The sequence below is a fragment of the Prevotella sp. MA2016 genome (genome assembly GCF_000619825.1).
Classification (GTDB): Bacteria; Bacteroidota; Bacteroidia; order Bacteroidales; family Bacteroidaceae; genus Prevotella.
Genome location: NZ_JHUW01000007.1, coordinates 99,936 through 115,760 on the forward strand (window position 1 = coordinate 99,936; position 15,825 = coordinate 115,760).

The following is a 15,825-nucleotide window of genomic DNA, read 5'->3' on the forward strand; positions in this document are numbered from 1 at the left end:
TTATATATAAATAAGGTGTAAAATAATGGAAGAGATGAAGTTGAACAGCATAGAAGAGGCCATTAAGGACTTTGAAAAGGGCGAGTTCGTCATCGTTGTAGATGATGAAGACCGCGAGAACGAAGGTGACCTGATTATCGCTGCCGAGAAAATAACAGCAGAGAAGGTGAACTTCATGTTGAAGAATGCACGTGGTGTGCTTTGCGCCCCAATCACCATTGAGCGATGCAAAGAACTTGACTTGCCCCATCAGGTGCAGGACAACACCTCGGTACTTGGAACACCCTTTACCGTGACAGTAGATAAACTGGAGGGCTGCACCACTGGCGTGAGTGCACACGACCGTGCAGAGACCATCTTGGCACTGGCCGACCCAACATCAAAGCCCGAGACGTTTGGACGTCCCGGTCACGTAAACCCACTCTATGCTCAGGACAATGGTGTGCTGCGCCGTAGCGGACATACCGAAGCAGCCATCGACCTGTGCCGTATGGCAGGTCTGTATCCAGCTGGTGCCCTCATGGAAATCATGAATGAAGATGGCACTATGGCCCGCATGCCTGAGCTGATGCAGTTTGCCAAGGAGTGGAACCTAAAGATTATCAGCATCAAAGATATGATAGCCTATCGCCTGAAGAAGGAATCGCTCATTGAGGTAGGTGATGAGGTAGATATGCCCACAGAATACGGTCACTTCCGCCTGATTCCTTTCCGTCAGAAGAGCAACGGTCTGGAGCACATGGCTCTCATCAAAGGCGAATGGGAGGAAGATGAGCCCATCCTGGTACGTGTACACTCATCATGCATGACAGGTGATATCCTGGGCAGCAAGCGATGCGACTGTGGCGAGCAGCTACACAAGGCTATGCAAGCTATCGAGAAAGAAGGCAAAGGCGTGGTCATCTACATGCAGCAGGAAGGACGTGGTATCGGACTGATGAACAAGATTGCTGCCTACAAGCTGCAAGAAGAAGGTCTGGACACCGTTGACGCCAACGTACACCTGGGCTTCAAGCCCGACGAGCGCGACTACGGTTGTGGAGCCCAAATGCTGCGCCACATCGGTGTGCACAAGATGCGCCTGCTGACCAATAATCCCGTAAAACGCGTTGGACTGGAAGCTTACGGTCTGAAAATCATAGAGAACGTACCCATCGAGGTTACTCCAAACAAATACAATCTGCGCTACCTGGAGACCAAGAAGACACGTATGGGTCACACGCTCCACCTGAAATAACACTCATAACGCCACAAAATTACTCACAAAAGTGAAAAAGTGGCACATTTATTTCGTTTTAAAAAATAAAATGCGTAATTTTGCACAAAATTTTGAATCACATGGCACAATTATCTAATCGTCTGCAGCGCTTGGCTCCATCAGCCACGCTGGCAATGTCTCAGAAAAGCTCCGAAATGAAGGCGCAAGGAATTGATGTAATCAACATGAGTGTCGGCGAGCCCGACTTCAATACCCCCGACGCTATTAAGGAAGCTGCAAAAAAGGCTATAGACGACAATTTCTCACGCTACTCACCTGTTCCAGGCTATCCTGACCTTCGCAAGGCCATCGTAGCCAAGCTTAAGAACGAGAACCAGCTGGACTATACAGTCAATGAAATCCTGGTGAGCAACGGTGCCAAACAGAGTGTGTGCAACACGGTCATGGCGCTGGTGAACGATGGTGAAGAGGTTATCATCCCTACTCCATACTGGGTGAGCTACCCACAGATGGTGCTGCTGGCAGGTGGTACCCCTAAGTTCGTAGAGGCTGGTTTCGATCAGAATTTCAAGATGACCCCAGAACAGCTCGAAGCTGCCATCACGCCAAAGACGCGCATGATTATCCTCTGTTCACCCAGCAACCCTACAGGTAGCGTTTACAGCAAGGAAGAACTCAAGGCGCTGGCAGATGTCATCCTCAAGCACGAAGACCTCTTCGTATTGGCAGATGAAATCTACGAGCACATCAACTATATCGGCAAGCACCAGAGCATTGCGCAGTTCCCAGGCATGAAAGAGCGTTCTATCATTGTCAATGGTGTATCTAAGGCATATGCCATGACAGGCTGGCGCATCGGTTACATCGCCGCTCCAGAGTGGATTGTAAAGGGCTGCAACAAGCTTCAGGGCCAATACACCAGCGGACCATGCTCAGTGAGCCAGAAGGCCGCCGAGTTTGCTTATATTGCCGACCAGCAGTGCGTAGAGGACATGCGCCAGGCCTTTGAGCGCCGACGCGACCTCATCGTAAAACTGGCGAAAGAGATTCCTGGTCTGGAAGTAAACGTGCCCGAGGGTGCATTCTACCTCTTCCCCAAATGCAGCAGCTTCTTCGGCAAGAGCGATGGTGAGACAACCATCAACAACTCTACCGACTTTGCCATGTACTTGTTGGAAAAAGGTCATGTAGCAACAGTTGGTGGCGACGCCTTTGGCGATCCTGAGTGTTTCAGAATGAGCTATGCAACAAGCGATGAAAACATCGTAGAAGCCATGAGGCGCATAAAGGAAGTAGTAGCAAATCTAAAATAATTCGGAATTTCATAGTTAAATTGTCTTAATTAGGCTTGTATTCCGCTTTATTTTGCTACTTTTGCGAGGTGAAACAAATCTTTATTTATTTATAATAACTAAAAAATTATTTATTTTATGGCAACAACAACAAAGGCTGCAGCCCCAGCCAAAAAGAATTCGGGCTTCGGTGGTATTAAGGCAGCATGGATTATCCTGGTAATTTGTGCATTAGCTGGTTATGGTGTTTGGTACTTCGTTATGGGTAACCCCGACAACTTCGTTGGTGGTGATCGTAGCGGCCATCCTGCAAACCTGCTGGGTACTGTTTATAAGGGAGGTTTCGTTGTAGGTCTTATCCTGACACTTCTCTTCACTGTAATCTGCCTTGGTATTGAGCGTTTCTTCGCTATCAAGACCGCCGCTGGTAAGATCAACCTCGCTAAGTTCACAGCACAGGTTAAGGATCTGATCAAGGCTCAGAAGTTCGATGAGGCTAAGGCTCTCTGCAACAAGATGCAGGGTACTGTAGGTAACGTTGTTATCTCTACAATCAGCATGTATCAGACTGTAGAGGGTGACGATACTCTGAAGAAGGCTGCTAAGATTGCTAAGATCCAGCAGGCTCACGAGGAGGCTGTACAGCTTGAGATGCCTACTCTTCAGATGAACATGGCTATGGTTGCAACAATCGTATCTCTGGGTACTCTGACCGCTCTGTTCGGTACTGTGCTTGGTATGATCGGATCTTTCCAGGCTCTGTCTGCTGGTGGTGGTGCTGACTCTATGGCTCTGTCTGCAGGTATTTCTGAGGCTCTGGTTAACACAGCTTCTGGTATCTTGACATCATGGGTAGCTACCGTAGTTTACAACTTCTTCTCAAACAAGATCGACAAGCTGACCTACGCTATGGACGAGATCGGTTTCACTGTAGCAGCTACATACGATTCTAACCACAACGAGGCTTAATCTTTATCCATTTTTTAACGCATTTAAAAGCTTATAGAGAATGGCTAAAATTAAGATACAGAAAAAAGACATCTGGATTGACATGACGCCTATGTCAGACGTGATGACGCTGCTTCTGTGTTTCTTCATGTTGACTTCAACATTCTTGACACCAGAGCCAGTATCAGTCACCGCGCCTAATTCTGTGTCTGAGGTTAAGATACCAGAGCAGGATGTGCTCAACATTCTGGTTACACCAGAGGGACGCATCTACTGTGGTACCGAAAACAAGAATAACATGCAGGCCATGCTGGAGAATATGACCGACAAGTTTGGTATCCAGCTGAACGCCACCCAGATTAAGCACTTCCGCGAGGATGCTATGGTTGGTGCGCCAATGGCTCAGCTTGCAAGTTATCTGAACCTCGAACCAGAGAAGATGGGCGAGCAGATCCAGAAGCTCGGACTTCCGCTCGACAGTATCGACGGTGGTAAGAGTGAATTCCAGGAGTGGGTAACAGCAGCCCGCGATGCTAACCCCGACATCAAGCTCGCCATCAAGTGCGACTCAAAGACTTCTTATGGTACCATCAAGAAGCTGATGTCAGAGCTCCAGGACATGAACGAGAACCGTTTCCAGCTGATTACGAATCTCGATGTTAAACGTTTAAACGACTAGTAGTATTATGGCAAAAAAGAATCTATCAAAGCAGAAAAAGATGGATACCCGCGTGAACTTCACGCCAATGGTAGACATGATGATGCTTCTTATTACCTTCTTCATGCTGTGTACTACACTGGCAAAGCCACAGGCAATGCAGTTGACTATGCCATCAAACGATGATACATCGCAGCTGAAAGAAGAAGAGAAGCAGGTAACAAAGGCTTCTCACACTATCACCCTCTACCTGGGTGCTAACGACAAGGTATGGTATGTAGCTGGTCTGCCCAACTACGACGATCCTTCATGCGTTAAGCCAACCTCTTATGGTAAGGATGGTATTGAGAAGGTTCTCAACGAGCACACTACTGAAGAGGGTGTAAACCCAATTGCCAAGATTAAGTTGGCTAAGAAAGAGCTCGATGCGAAGAAGAATGAGTACAACTCTAAGATGACTGAGGAAGAGTATCAGGAGGCCCTGAAGAAGCTGAAGAAGGGTGAGCTGCCCTCAGGCGAGAAGGTGCCAACTATGACAGTCATCATTCGTCCTCTGAATTCTGCTACTTATGAGAACATGGTCGCAGCTCTCGACGAGATGCTCATTAGCAATATTGATAAGTATGTCATTGACAATGTCGACAAGATGAGTGACGACGATAAGGCACTCATTGAGAAGGCTGGTGTTAAATGATTAACCCCTAAAATGTAGAATAGACTATGGCAAAAATAGATCTTATAGACAACAGCTGGGTTGACCTCGTGTTTGAGGGTAAGAACACAGCTTATGGAGCTTATCAATTGCGCAAGAATACTGGTGTACGTAACCTGAAGGCACTGATCACAATGTTTGCAATCTTTGCTGCCATCGCAGCCATCGTTATTGCAAAGGTGTCTATCGATAACTACATCGCATCACGTAACGCAGCCATCGAAACCGACGTCGAATTGGCCAGTCTGGCTGAGAAGAAAGAGGCTAAGGTGGAGAAGAAAGATGAGCCCGAACCCGAGAAGATTGAGATTGAGAAAGTCAAGAGCTCTGTAGCCTTCACCGTTCCTGAGATTAAGAAGGACGATGAGGTAAAGGAAGAGCAGGAGATGAAGTCACAGGAAGAACTGCAGGAAACCAACACCGCTATCGGTGCCTTCACTGTTGAGGGTAACGACGAGACTGCTGGTGAAGTGCTGAAGGTAAAGGAAACTATCGCAGAGCCCGAGCCTCCAAAGGTTGAGGAGACAAAGGTATTCGACGTGGTAGAGGAAATGCCACAGTTCCCTGGTGGTAGCTCAGCTCTGTTCGAGTATCTGTCTAAGAATATCAAGTATCCAGTAGTAGCCGAGGAGAACGGTGTACAGGGTCGTGTTGTTGTAACCTTCGTTGTAGAGCGTGATGGTTCTATCACCGACGTGAAGGTTGTGAAGAGCGTTGACCCCTCACTCGACAAGGAGGCACAGCGCGTTGTTAAGTCAATGCCACACTGGATTCCTGGTAAGCAGAACGGTAGCGCAGTACGTGTGAAGTACACCGTACCTGTAACATTCCGCCTGCAGTAATACTCAACAAAATCTGAAATGAACGCATTCAACAAATTATATCAATTAGTTGGATTAACACTGATATTAGGCTTGCTCCACGCATGTGGGAGCAAGCCTAATCCTGAAAAGGAGAAAGCATATCAGAAGGCAGCCAGCATACTGACAGCCGACGAGAGTTTCTACCCTATCATAGACGAGGAACTCTACTATTTCACCAATCAGACTCTTGACTCAATCACACCTATTTATATCAATGAGCAGGATGCAGTCAAGAAGTTGATGAAACAAGAAACATGGCTGGCATTCACCACACGCGACTTTACAAGCAATGAACGCCAGACACTGATTAGTCAGAAATTCCTGCCAAGAGCCATCCCCGTGGCTTACGACGGACTGGCCATCATCGTCAACAACTCAAACCCCGACTCGTGTATCACCATCAAGGACTTTGCACGTGTACTGAAAGGGGAAATTACTAAGTGGGATGAGATATACCCACAGAACAAACTGGGAGTCATCGACGTGGTATTCGACAATCCACTATCGAGCACTGTGCGCTGGTGCGTTGACTCCATACTTGGTGGTAAGCAGTTTGGTGCACCCAACATCGGTGCCGTAAAGACTAGCGCCGCAGTGATCGACTATGTAGAGAACCATCCAAACTCGCTTGGTATTATCGGTTCAAACTGGCTCAACGACAAGCGCGACACCACCAACGTCACCTTTAAGAAGAATATAACAGTGATGGGCGTATCAAAGCTCGACTCAGCAACGAGATACAACAGCTGGAAGCCCTATCAGTACTATCTATATAATGGCAATTATCCACTGCGCCGCACCATCTATGCACTACTCAATGACACGCGCAACGGAGTGCCAAGCAGCTTCACACACTTCGTACAGCTGCCAAAAGGACAGAAAATCATCCTGCGTTTCGGTCTGCTGCCCCGCACAGCCAATATGAACGTAAGGGATGTGATAGTCAACAAGGAGTGAGGCTTTAAACTATTCGCTCCACCAAACGTCAAAGAAGAGAGAATTATATATAAATGTATAACTTAAAAACAGAAATTATGAAAGCAATTAAATATCTAATGATGGGTGCGTTGCTGACAGGTTTCAGCGCCACCGCCAATGCACAGGAAGCAGAGCTCAACGCAGCTCTCGACGGTATTAAGTCAAAGGCTCCCAACGTAGCCGAGTTAGCAAAAGCTGCCTATAAGAAGAACAAGAAGGATGCTGCCGCTCTGATAAAGATCGGTCAGGCATTCTACGCTCAGAAGGACACAGCCAATGCTCGTTTGTTTGCCAACTACGCTAACGAAGCCGGTAAGCCAAAGTATCAGTATGCACCAGCCTATCTGCTGTTGGGTGACATCGAGTCAGCCTATGGAACAGATGGTGGTAAAGCCGCAGGTTTCTACAACCAGGCTATCACTTTCGACCCAAAGAACCCCGAGGGTTACAAGAAGTGGGCTATGGTTTACCGTAAGATCAGTCCAAGTCAGGCTGCCAAGAAGCTGCAGGACATGAAGGTTCAGTGCCCTAACGAGGACATCGACGCTTTCACCGCCCACATCTACATGCTGGCTGGCGATGAGAAGCAGGCTTATGAGAACTATACCAAGGCTAACATCGACAAACTTGACAAGCTGGGCTTGAACGAGTTCGTACGTTGCAGCTACTTCACCGGTCACTTCCAGGATGCTCTCCGTGCTGCCGAGGCTGGTATCAAGCTCGAGCCACGCAACCCAACATTCAACCGTCTGGCTATGTTCTCAAACTATGAGTTGAAGAACTATGAGGCTGCAAAGAACTACATCCACAAGTATTTCTTCGAGACCGACAGTGCCAAAGTTTCTGAGTACGACCACTTCTACACAGCCCTTATCTATCAGGCTCTGGAGGACAAGGCTAATATGTACGCTCACTACGACAAGGCTCTCGAGCTGGTTAACGATCAGTCAATGATCAAGCGCTGGTCTATCCTGAAGAGTGTTTCTGACTCTTATCTGAAGGATAAGGAGTTCGACAACGCCCTGAAGTACTACGATCAGTATCTGGCTTGCAAGCCAAACGTTGACTCTGACGATATGGAAGGTGTAGCTAAGATCTATTCTAAGTATGCTGATGAGGACCAGGCTCGTAAGGCAGAGTTCATCAAGAAGGCTATCGAGGCTTATCATGCAATGGCTGAGAAGTTCCCAGTACAGACCACATACGCAGCTTACCAGTGCGCTACCATGAACAATAAGCTCGATAAGAATGGTGAGAAGGGTCTTGCAAAGGCCGACTACCAGAAGGTAGTAGAGCAGCTGGAGGCAAAGGCAGATCGCTCTAAGGGTGAGAACACCATGCTGAAGTATAGTCTGCACTACCTGATGTCTAACGCTTTCCTGTTCGGTAAGAACAAGCCATTGGCAAAGGAGTATGCCAACAAGATTCTGGCCATCGACCCAGACTATGCTCCTGCACAGCAGATTCGTGACCTGAAGTAATTTCAGCACTATCATACAAAGAAAGAGGTGTTCAGAAATGAACATCTCTTTTTTTATGAGTCTTTTCCAACTTAGAAAAGAATGTTTTCTAACTTAGAAAACATCAGTTTCCAATAAAGAAAACAGGTGTTTCCAATTTGGAAACACCTGCTATACTTTTAATATGTCCTATCTTATTAGGGAAGGCTGATAGCCTCAGAGGGACAAACAGAAGCACAAGTACCACACTCTGTGCAGAGATCGGGGTTGATAGAATACTTCTCACCCTCAGAAATAGCCTCTACTGGGCACTCACCCTGACATGTACCGCAAGCGATGCAGTCATCACCAATTACATATGCCATAATTCTTAATCAATTTAAATTGTTAATACTGTTAATACTTATTTTTAATGATGCAAAGGTACAACAAAATTTTGTGCATACCAAACTTTAGGTAGAAAAATTTAGTAATTTATACAATGTCGAAATAAGATATAACACAATAAGAAGCCTTTTTTTGCGTTAATATAACAGAATGAGATACAGATTACTAACAATCATTGCAGCCATCTGTCTCGCTACAGTGAGCATGGCACAGAAAAGGTATGTGATACAGCACAAGCCCTATATCGACTTGCGCCCTATGCACTTTGGAATATCAGTAGGTATGAACTTGCAGGATATAGAATTTGAGACTGAAGCTCCCTATGTATGTGATGCCGACAGATGGAATGCCGGCTTCTCGGTTGGCGTGCTTGCCGACATGCGCCTATCAAACCATCTGAACCTGCGCGTATCGCCCACCATGCACTTTGGTGCTAAGCATCTTACGCTGCACAACATGGCCGACCTTGATGCTAACGGCATACCAAGAACAGAGACGCAGGACCTGAAGAATACCTATCTTACGGTACCTGTAGATCTGAAGTTTTCAGCCCAGCGATGGAACAACATACGTCCCTATATGCTGGCTGGCATGAGCGGTATGCTGAACCTCACCAATAAGAGTCAGGAGATTGTACAACTGAACCGCACCGACCTGATGCTGGAAATAGGACTGGGCTGCGACCTCTATCTGCCATTTTTCAAACTGGCACCAGAGCTGAAGTTCTGCTATGGTCTAGGCAACAAGATAGACAAAAGTCACGTGGACAACCTGAAGGATGACAACAAAAAATCGTATGCCAACGCCATCAAGAGCGGGCATACGAAGATGATAGTATTAACTTTCTATTTTGAATAGTCTTACTTCTCGAATGTGAGCACCAGTTTACCAACAAACACACCGTGCTTGCCATTCTGATCGTCAGGGATCATCTTTCCTGTCTTATCAGCCGCATACTCCACGGTTGGCATGTAGGTATGGGTATGACCACCCAGCACCAAGTCGCAGCCCTCAGTCTCACGGATGAACTGCTGATCGGGATATTCAGACACCTGCCAGCCCAGATGAGAGAGACAGATGACCACATCACACTTTTCCTGCTTACGCAGTATGTCGATATATTTCTGAGCCGTCTCTGCTGGATCAAGGAACTTCACACCTTTGCAGTTCGCATTCGACACCAGCCCCTTCAAAGGTGCACCAAGCGCAAACACGCCAATCTTCAGTCCGTTGCGCTTGATTGTGATATAATCCTTCACAAGGCCTTCACAAGGCGTACCCGTAAAGTCGTAGTTAGAGCAAACTACAGGGAACGTAGCCATACGGAACAACTTGGCCAAATTCTCCAGGCCAAAGTCGAACTCATGGTTACCAATCGTCACTGCGTCATAGCCCATTTGGTTCATCAAACCTATCTCCACCTCACCTCTGAAAAGCGTGTAGAAACCTGAACCCTGAGAGAAGTCGCCAGAATCGAAGAGCAACAAGTCAGGATGCTGCTGTCGCTGTTCTTTCAGCATATTGACACGACGCAAGAAACCGCCACGCCCAGCAATATCTTTATTGTCAAGATTCATATTCAGTGGCATGATGCACGAATGGGTATCATTCGTGTGAAGCACCACCAACTGCTTCTTCGTTTTAGCGCCAACTGAAATAACAGTCATCAACGCTACTATTATAATAAAGCTAAATCTACGCATAACTTATTGAACTTTAATTCTACCTTCTACTTTAGAGTCAACAACCACACCACGCGCCTGGTGGTCCTTGAAGTAGTTGATAATAAGGAATCGGGTGTTATTACTCTTATCATTTGGAGCCACCACATTGGTGCCTTCTTTCAGAGCTGGCATACCATCATTACCCTCAATCAGGTAGTTGATAGTAGCCACACGATACTCAGCCTTAGGATCAATCTCCTGTCCATGCAACTTGCTCGACACGAGTTTACCATCCTTCGTAATCACCAACTCTACCCCATGGCTCACACCTTCGCCATTCCTCTTGGCTATCTGGTGGAACAATTCAAGCACGCGCTCGCCTGTCAGGGTGATAAAACAAATTCTATTCTCAAACGGAGCCACATCGAGCACATCACCATAGCTTACCTTTCCCTTGGTCAGATCGGCACGAATACCACCCATATTGTAGATACCCAGCACCGGTTTCTCACCATAGTCTTTGGCAGCCCACACCAGGATATCAGCCAACAGATTAGAGAGATCACTCTCAGGCGTGGTGGCATGCATATTGTGAGCCACCTCACCCACGATAGGTCCCATGATACTATCGTTTATACGCTTAAAAGGCTCCAGAAACTTTACAGCAGCCTCATCAGGATTCTGATCGAATCGCTCATCCACAATAACTCTAGTGCGCTCAACACCAGACAGTTGGAAATGCTTAGTAGCGCACGAACAGAGCATCAATGACGCCATCGAAGCATAAAAAAATCGCATTATCTTCATTATTATTTGCTTTTTATGCTGCAAAAATACAAAAAATATCCGAAATATTTCTTCGAATCCAAAAAAAGTTGTAACTTTGCACCCGCTTTTCGGCGTAATCGCTGGCAGGAGGTTTCGTGAGGCCTGTTATGTTGCGTTGGAACGATACAACAATTTAATTATATAAAAAGTACAATGGATTTAATTAAGATTGCTGAAGAAGCATTTGCAACCGGCAAGAAGTTCCCAGAGTTCAAGGCTGGTGACACAATCACTGTCGCTTACAAAATTATCGAGGGTTCAAAGGAGCGTATCCAGCTCTATCGTGGTGTAGTAATCAAGATTGCTGGTCACGGTGACAAGAAGCGCTTCACTGTACGTAAGATGTCAGGCACCGTTGGTGTAGAGCGTATCTTCCCAATCGAGTCTCCCAACATTGAGAGCATCGAGGTTAACAAGGTAGGTAAGGTTCGCCGCGCTAAGCTTTACTATCTGCGCAAGCTTACTGGTAAGGCTGCTCGTATTAAGGAGAAGCGCCACAACGTTGGTGAATAAAAAAGAAAAAGAGGCTGCACCTAAGTGTGCGAGCCTCTTTTTTTATTCCCCATGCAAGGCATGTTGAAAATCATCCCAACTCTGGAATCCTGCTAACAATGCCAATCGATCGAGTGTTTTCTTATCAGGTTTCTTCAGAATCTCCTTCTCAACTGCCTCCAGCAGCTTTCGAAGCGCCAAACGTTTTTTCTCCATGTTAATAACATTAAGTTTGGTGCAAAATTACAAAAATAATTTGTACCTTTGCACACAGAAACAAAAAATATCGCAAAAATGAAAGAATTAGCACTCAAGTACGGATGTAATCCTAATCAGAAGCCCTCGCGCATTTTTATGACCGAGGGTGAACTCCCCATCGAAGTTATCAACGGTCGTCCTGGATATATCAACTTCCTCGACGCCTTCAACGCCTGGCAGCTGGTCAAGGAGCTCAAGGCCGCTACAGGTCTGCCTGCTGCCGCTTCGTTCAAGCACGTCAGCCCTGCTGGTGCTGCAGTAGGTCTGCCTCTGAGCGACACATTGAAAAAGATCTACTTTGTTGACGATGTGAAAGACCTCGATGAGAGTCCTATCGCTTGTGCTTATGCCCGCGCCCGTGGTGCCGACCGCATGTCGAGCTATGGCGACTTTGTTGCCCTGAGCGACACCTGCGATGCCACTACAGCCAAACTGCTGAAGCGTGAGGTGAGCGATGGTGTGATTGCACCCGATTTTACTCCTGAGGCTATCGAGATACTGAAAGACAAGCGTAAGGGTACCTACAACGTGATTAAGATTGATCCTACCTACGTACCCGAGCCTATCGAGCGCAAGCAGGTATTCGGCATCACCTTCGAACAGGGTCGCAACGAGATTAAGCTCGACGACGACGCTCTCTTCGAGAACATGCCTACACAGAACAAGACATTCACACCAGAGGCTAAGCGCGACCTGATCATCGCTCTTATCACCCTGAAATATACTCAGAGTAACTCTGTATGCTATGTGAAGGACGGTCAGGCCATTGGTATCGGTGCTGGTCAGCAGAGCCGTATCCACTGCACCCGTCTGGCTGGCAACAAGGCTGATATCTGGTGGCTGCGCCAGCACCCCAAAGTAATGAATCTGCCTTTCATCGACAACATTCGTCGTGCCGATCGCGATAACACCATCGATGTGTATATCTCAGAAGACCACGACGACGTACTGCGTGATGGCACCTGGCAGCAGTTCTTCAAGGAGAAGCCCGAGGTGCTGACGATGGAAGAAAAGAAGGCTTGGATTGCTCAGAACACCAAGGTGGCTCTGGGTAGCGACGCTTTCTTCCCCTTTGGCGACAATATCGAGCGTGCCCACAAGAGTGGCGTAGAGTTCATTGCTCAGGCTGGTGGCTCTGTACGCGACGACAATGTCATTGAGACTTGCGATAAGTATGGTATCGCAATGGCGTTTACAGGTGTACGTCTGTTCCACCATTAATCTAGAAGAACTAGAATCATGGACGACTTTCAGAACATCCTTGAAAACGGCATCAACTTCGGACGTGGAGGTGACAAGCCGAAAGACGATGGCAAGGTGAAAACCAAAGCCAAGAAGAAAAAGTATATCACTGGTGCTCACGGTAGTGGCTCTGCTAGGCAGAAAGCCAAATACCGTGAGCAACGGGCCAACAGGCATAAGAAATAAAAGAAACAACTTTTTAGGAACAAATGAAACTACTAAAACTCATCTTAGTTACAACCCTACTCTGCAGCACGAACCTGCTTCGTGCGCAGAAGTATGTGGGTGGCGACATCTCGCTATTATCGAGATATGAGGAGAATGGCGCTAACTACAAAGACAAAGACGGACAGAAGATTACAGATGTGCTTGGTTTCATGAAGGAGCAAGGCATGAATGCCATGCGTGTACGCTTGTTTGTAGAACCCGACATTGCTACCCAGGAGGAAAAAGGCCAAGGCGTATGCCAGGATTTGGATTACGTCATCAAACTTGGAAAGAAAATAAAAGATGCCGGTCTGAAGTTCATGCTCGACTTCCACTATAGCGATACATGGGCCGATCCTGAGAAGCAGAGAGTACCAGCCTCATGGATAGTGATCAACACACCTGTCTATGAGTACATCTACAACTATACCAAGGAGAGTCTTCAAGCTCTGGTAGATGCTGGGGCCACCCCCGACTTTATTCAGACTGGAAATGAGATCAGCTTCGGCATGTTATGGGATGGCTGCAAGGTAAGCGCCAACAGCAATTGGGACGCGTACCTCGACACCAACTGGAACTCTCTGGCCACAGCCCTCAAGAATGCCGGCAAAGCCTGCCGTGAGATCTGTCCTGATGCCAAGATTATCATCCACACCGAACAGTGTGCCAATAATCCTACACTCGACGTAGCATTCTATAACCGCATCAAAGACAACGCCATTGACTACGACATCATTGGCGTATCGTACTATCCGTACTTTAAAGGTCCTATCTCTCATCTTGACAACGGACTGGGTCAGCTCGAAAAGAACTTCCCTGACAAGACCATCATGGTTGTAGAGACTGGCTGCAGCTATCACTACTCAGTAGGCGATAAGGACAAGCAATACTATCCCCTGACCTACGAAGGTCAACGCCAGTTTACCGAAGAGCTCATCACCATGCTCAACAAACATCAGAACGTAAAAGGCTTGTTCTGGTGGTTCCTTGAAGCCAATGAATACGGTCTGGATTGGGCAACCCAACGCGTCACTGATGAATGGTATAACGCATCGCTGTTCGACAACGAGACAGGCAGAGCCCTTCCGGCTTTATACGAGCTGAAGAACTTCAGCACCACCAGCTCTGGGATTCAGGGTATCAAGAATGAGAAAGACAAGAACTCCGTTTGGTATGCTTTAGATGGCAGACGAATAGACCATCACCCCACTAAGAGTGGCATCTACATCAACAATGGAAAGAAAAAAATAGTTCGCTAACGTTTAGCGAACTATTTTTATCGTTTAGAAATTCAGATCCCTTCCTCGATAGAACTCTAAGAGCGCATGCTGGTAGAGGTTCTCATATCTAGCCTGAACCAGATCAGATTCCGACTTAAGGTAGTTATTCTTTGCCTCATTAAACTCAGTGATGTTCGACTTGCCATTTTCGTATTTGGCTTGCATCAACTCAAAAGCATCCTTCGAACTCTGAACAGCCTCTGCCGAACTACGTGTCTTTGACTGGGCATTCACTGCATTGTAGTACACCTGCTGTATTTCCTTATACAGCGTCTTCTTTGTATTGTCGAGCTGCAGCTGCTGGTTAGCCTGATCGATGCGAGCACTACGAATACGGTTGCGCGTCTGGAATCGATTGAAGATAGGTACACTCAGGTTCAGACCAATGTACTGACTGAAGTTGTTCTCCAACTGCTTGTTGAAGCTATCAGCCTTAAAGCCTGATGTGGTGTAATAGTTGGTACCCAATCCACCACTGAGCGACAAGGTTGGATAATGCCCAGCCTGCGCAATCTTGATGCTATGCTCAGTGCCCTTCAGCTTCAGCTGCTGCGACAGGATCTCAGGCTTCACGCCCAGAGCCTCTGCATAAACCTGATCAGGAGTTACCATCCCATCTTGCACAGCAAGTCTGTCCAGTTCCTCTAGGCTGGGACGAACGATTGTGAAGTCCTCTGGCGATGGCAGTTCCAATAGCTGTGTCAGTGAGAGCACGGCCAACTTCAGATTGTTATCCGCCTGGGTAGCAGTGAGCTTGCTGTTAGCCAGCGTAGCTTTCTGCTGTGAGAGTTCTGCCCCACTCGCCTTACCATTGTTTACGAAGGCCTGCAGACGTGCCACCTGAGCCGAATCGATTGCTATCTGACGATGTGCCACATCAGCCATCTCCATATCATAGAGTATCTGCACATAAGCCTGTGCCACCTGCATACGGATATCATCTTTAGCCTTCTCCAAATCAGCTGTAGCAGCCTCCAGGTTCAACTGACTCAGCTTGATCTGGTTAGGAATCTCGAAACCAGTAAACAAAGGTACACTGGCTCCCAACTGCAGCGACGTGCTGCTAGTGTTGGTATTGGTATAAGTATTCTGAGCCGTCAAACCACGACCGAATGAGAAGTTCTGTCCCAAACTGGCACTCAAGTCTGGCAGTCTTGAGTTTTTGGCTGACGACAGCTGTACCTCCTGCTGGCGGCACTGGTTCTGCTGCTGCTTGATGCTGATATTATGCTCAATAGCATAGTCGCAGCATTCACGCAAAGACCAAGGATTCTTCTGGGCCAGCATGTCTTGCCCTACTAATACAAGGCATGCTAGAATTATATTCTTTTTCATAA

The 15,825-nt window shown here is 47.1% G+C and carries 18 protein-coding genes; 13 read left to right on the top strand and 5 right to left on the bottom strand.

All coding sequences use genetic code 11. The features are described from left to right. Positions 1 to 25 precede the first annotated feature (25 nt). The 8 genes from T360_RS0102895 (at position 26) to T360_RS0102930 (ending at position 8,151) form a co-directional block, all read left to right on the top strand. Positions 26 to 1,237: a bifunctional 3,4-dihydroxy-2-butanone-4-phosphate synthase/GTP cyclohydrolase II gene (locus T360_RS0102895; protein ID WP_028911466.1), complete on the top strand. Its 1,212-nt coding sequence runs from the start codon at positions 26 to 28 to the stop codon at positions 1,235 to 1,237. Positions 1,238 to 1,338: 101 nt separating this feature from the next. After that, complete coding sequence (locus T360_RS0102900; protein WP_028911467.1) at positions 1,339 to 2,532, top strand: pyridoxal phosphate-dependent aminotransferase; 1,194 nt, start codon at positions 1,339 to 1,341, stop codon at positions 2,530 to 2,532. A gap of 117 nt (positions 2,533 to 2,649) precedes the next feature. After that, positions 2,650 to 3,480 carry a MotA/TolQ/ExbB proton channel family protein gene (locus tag T360_RS0102905; RefSeq protein WP_028911468.1) on the top strand — a complete coding sequence of 277 codons (831 nt, stop codon included), beginning with the start codon at positions 2,650 to 2,652 and terminating at the stop codon, positions 3,478 to 3,480. Between the two features lie 40 nt (positions 3,481 to 3,520). Continuing rightward, positions 3,521 to 4,138 (top strand): biopolymer transporter ExbD, encoded by a 618-nt coding sequence (locus T360_RS0102910; RefSeq protein ID WP_028911469.1) that lies wholly within the window; start codon positions 3,521 to 3,523, stop codon positions 4,136 to 4,138. Between the two features lie 7 nt (positions 4,139 to 4,145). Further along, positions 4,146 to 4,811, top strand: a complete 666-nt coding sequence (locus tag T360_RS0102915; RefSeq protein ID WP_028911470.1) for a biopolymer transporter ExbD — start codon at positions 4,146 to 4,148, stop codon at positions 4,809 to 4,811. Positions 4,812 to 4,837: 26 nt separating this feature from the next. After that, the gene (locus T360_RS0102920; protein WP_028911471.1) at positions 4,838 to 5,671 is read left to right on the top strand and encodes an energy transducer TonB; all 834 of its coding nucleotides are present in this window, start codon (positions 4,838 to 4,840) and stop codon (positions 5,669 to 5,671) included. A gap of 18 nt (positions 5,672 to 5,689) precedes the next feature. After that, on the top strand, positions 5,690 to 6,649 hold the full coding sequence (locus T360_RS0102925; RefSeq protein ID WP_028911472.1) for a PstS family phosphate ABC transporter substrate-binding protein: 960 nt from the start codon (positions 5,690 to 5,692) through the stop codon (positions 6,647 to 6,649). A gap of 77 nt (positions 6,650 to 6,726) precedes the next feature. Next, positions 6,727 to 8,151 (top strand): lipopolysaccharide assembly protein LapB, encoded by a 1,425-nt coding sequence (locus T360_RS0102930; RefSeq protein WP_155949371.1) that lies wholly within the window; start codon positions 6,727 to 6,729, stop codon positions 8,149 to 8,151. A 176-nt stretch (positions 8,152 to 8,327) separates the two neighbouring features. On the opposite strand, the gene T360_RS0102935 is transcribed toward T360_RS0102930, so the two are convergent. Then, positions 8,328 to 8,495, bottom strand: coding sequence for a 4Fe-4S binding protein (locus tag T360_RS0102935; protein WP_013065171.1), 168 nt, complete (start codon positions 8,493 to 8,495; stop codon positions 8,328 to 8,330). 172 nt (positions 8,496 to 8,667) lie between these two features. Here T360_RS0102935 and T360_RS0102940 point away from each other — a divergent pair, with 172 nt between their 5' ends. Continuing rightward, positions 8,668 to 9,375: a porin family protein gene (locus T360_RS0102940; protein ID WP_028911474.1), complete on the top strand. Its 708-nt coding sequence runs from the start codon at positions 8,668 to 8,670 to the stop codon at positions 9,373 to 9,375. A 2-nt stretch (positions 9,376 to 9,377) separates the two neighbouring features. Here T360_RS0102940 and T360_RS0102945 read toward each other — a convergent pair whose 3' ends face one another. Then, a complete protein-coding gene (locus T360_RS0102945; RefSeq protein ID WP_028911475.1) occupies positions 9,378 to 10,220 on the bottom strand; it encodes a bifunctional UDP-sugar hydrolase/5'-nucleotidase in 843 nt (280 codons plus the stop codon). A gap of 3 nt (positions 10,221 to 10,223) precedes the next feature. Further along, the gene (locus T360_RS0102950; protein ID WP_028911476.1) at positions 10,224 to 10,988 is read right to left on the bottom strand and encodes a 5'-nucleotidase; all 765 of its coding nucleotides are present in this window, start codon (positions 10,986 to 10,988) and stop codon (positions 10,224 to 10,226) included. A gap of 174 nt (positions 10,989 to 11,162) precedes the next feature. Here T360_RS0102950 and rplS point away from each other — a divergent pair, with 174 nt between their 5' ends. Further along, the gene (rplS, locus tag T360_RS0102955; RefSeq protein ID WP_013065233.1) at positions 11,163 to 11,522 is read left to right on the top strand and encodes a 50S ribosomal protein L19; all 360 of its coding nucleotides are present in this window, start codon (positions 11,163 to 11,165) and stop codon (positions 11,520 to 11,522) included. Between the two features lie 42 nt (positions 11,523 to 11,564). Here the strand turns inward: rplS and T360_RS16135 are convergent, their stop codons facing one another. Continuing rightward, complete coding sequence (locus tag T360_RS16135) at positions 11,565 to 11,717, bottom strand: hypothetical protein (protein WP_155267466.1); 153 nt, start codon at positions 11,715 to 11,717, stop codon at positions 11,565 to 11,567. Between the two features lie 69 nt (positions 11,718 to 11,786). Between T360_RS16135 and T360_RS0102965 the strand changes: the two genes are divergently transcribed. Genes T360_RS0102965 through T360_RS0102975 form a run of 3 tightly spaced genes read left to right on the top strand, consistent with a single transcriptional unit; the run spans position 11,787 to position 14,467 of the window. Continuing rightward, positions 11,787 to 12,980, top strand: a complete 1,194-nt coding sequence (locus T360_RS0102965) for a phosphoribosylaminoimidazolecarboxamide formyltransferase (RefSeq protein ID WP_369793487.1) — start codon at positions 11,787 to 11,789, stop codon at positions 12,978 to 12,980. 18 nt (positions 12,981 to 12,998) lie between these two features. After that, positions 12,999 to 13,187 carry a hypothetical protein gene (locus T360_RS0102970; RefSeq protein ID WP_013064993.1) on the top strand — a complete coding sequence of 63 codons (189 nt, stop codon included), beginning with the start codon at positions 12,999 to 13,001 and terminating at the stop codon, positions 13,185 to 13,187. A gap of 23 nt (positions 13,188 to 13,210) precedes the next feature. After that, entirely contained in the window at positions 13,211 to 14,467 is a 1,257-nt protein-coding gene (locus T360_RS0102975; RefSeq protein WP_028911478.1) for a glycosyl hydrolase 53 family protein, read from the top strand. A gap of 24 nt (positions 14,468 to 14,491) precedes the next feature. On the opposite strand, the gene T360_RS0102980 is transcribed toward T360_RS0102975, so the two are convergent. Further along, a complete protein-coding gene (locus T360_RS0102980) occupies positions 14,492 to 15,823 on the bottom strand; it encodes a TolC family protein (protein WP_028911479.1) in 1,332 nt (443 codons plus the stop codon). Positions 15,824 to 15,825: the final 2 nt, after the last annotated feature.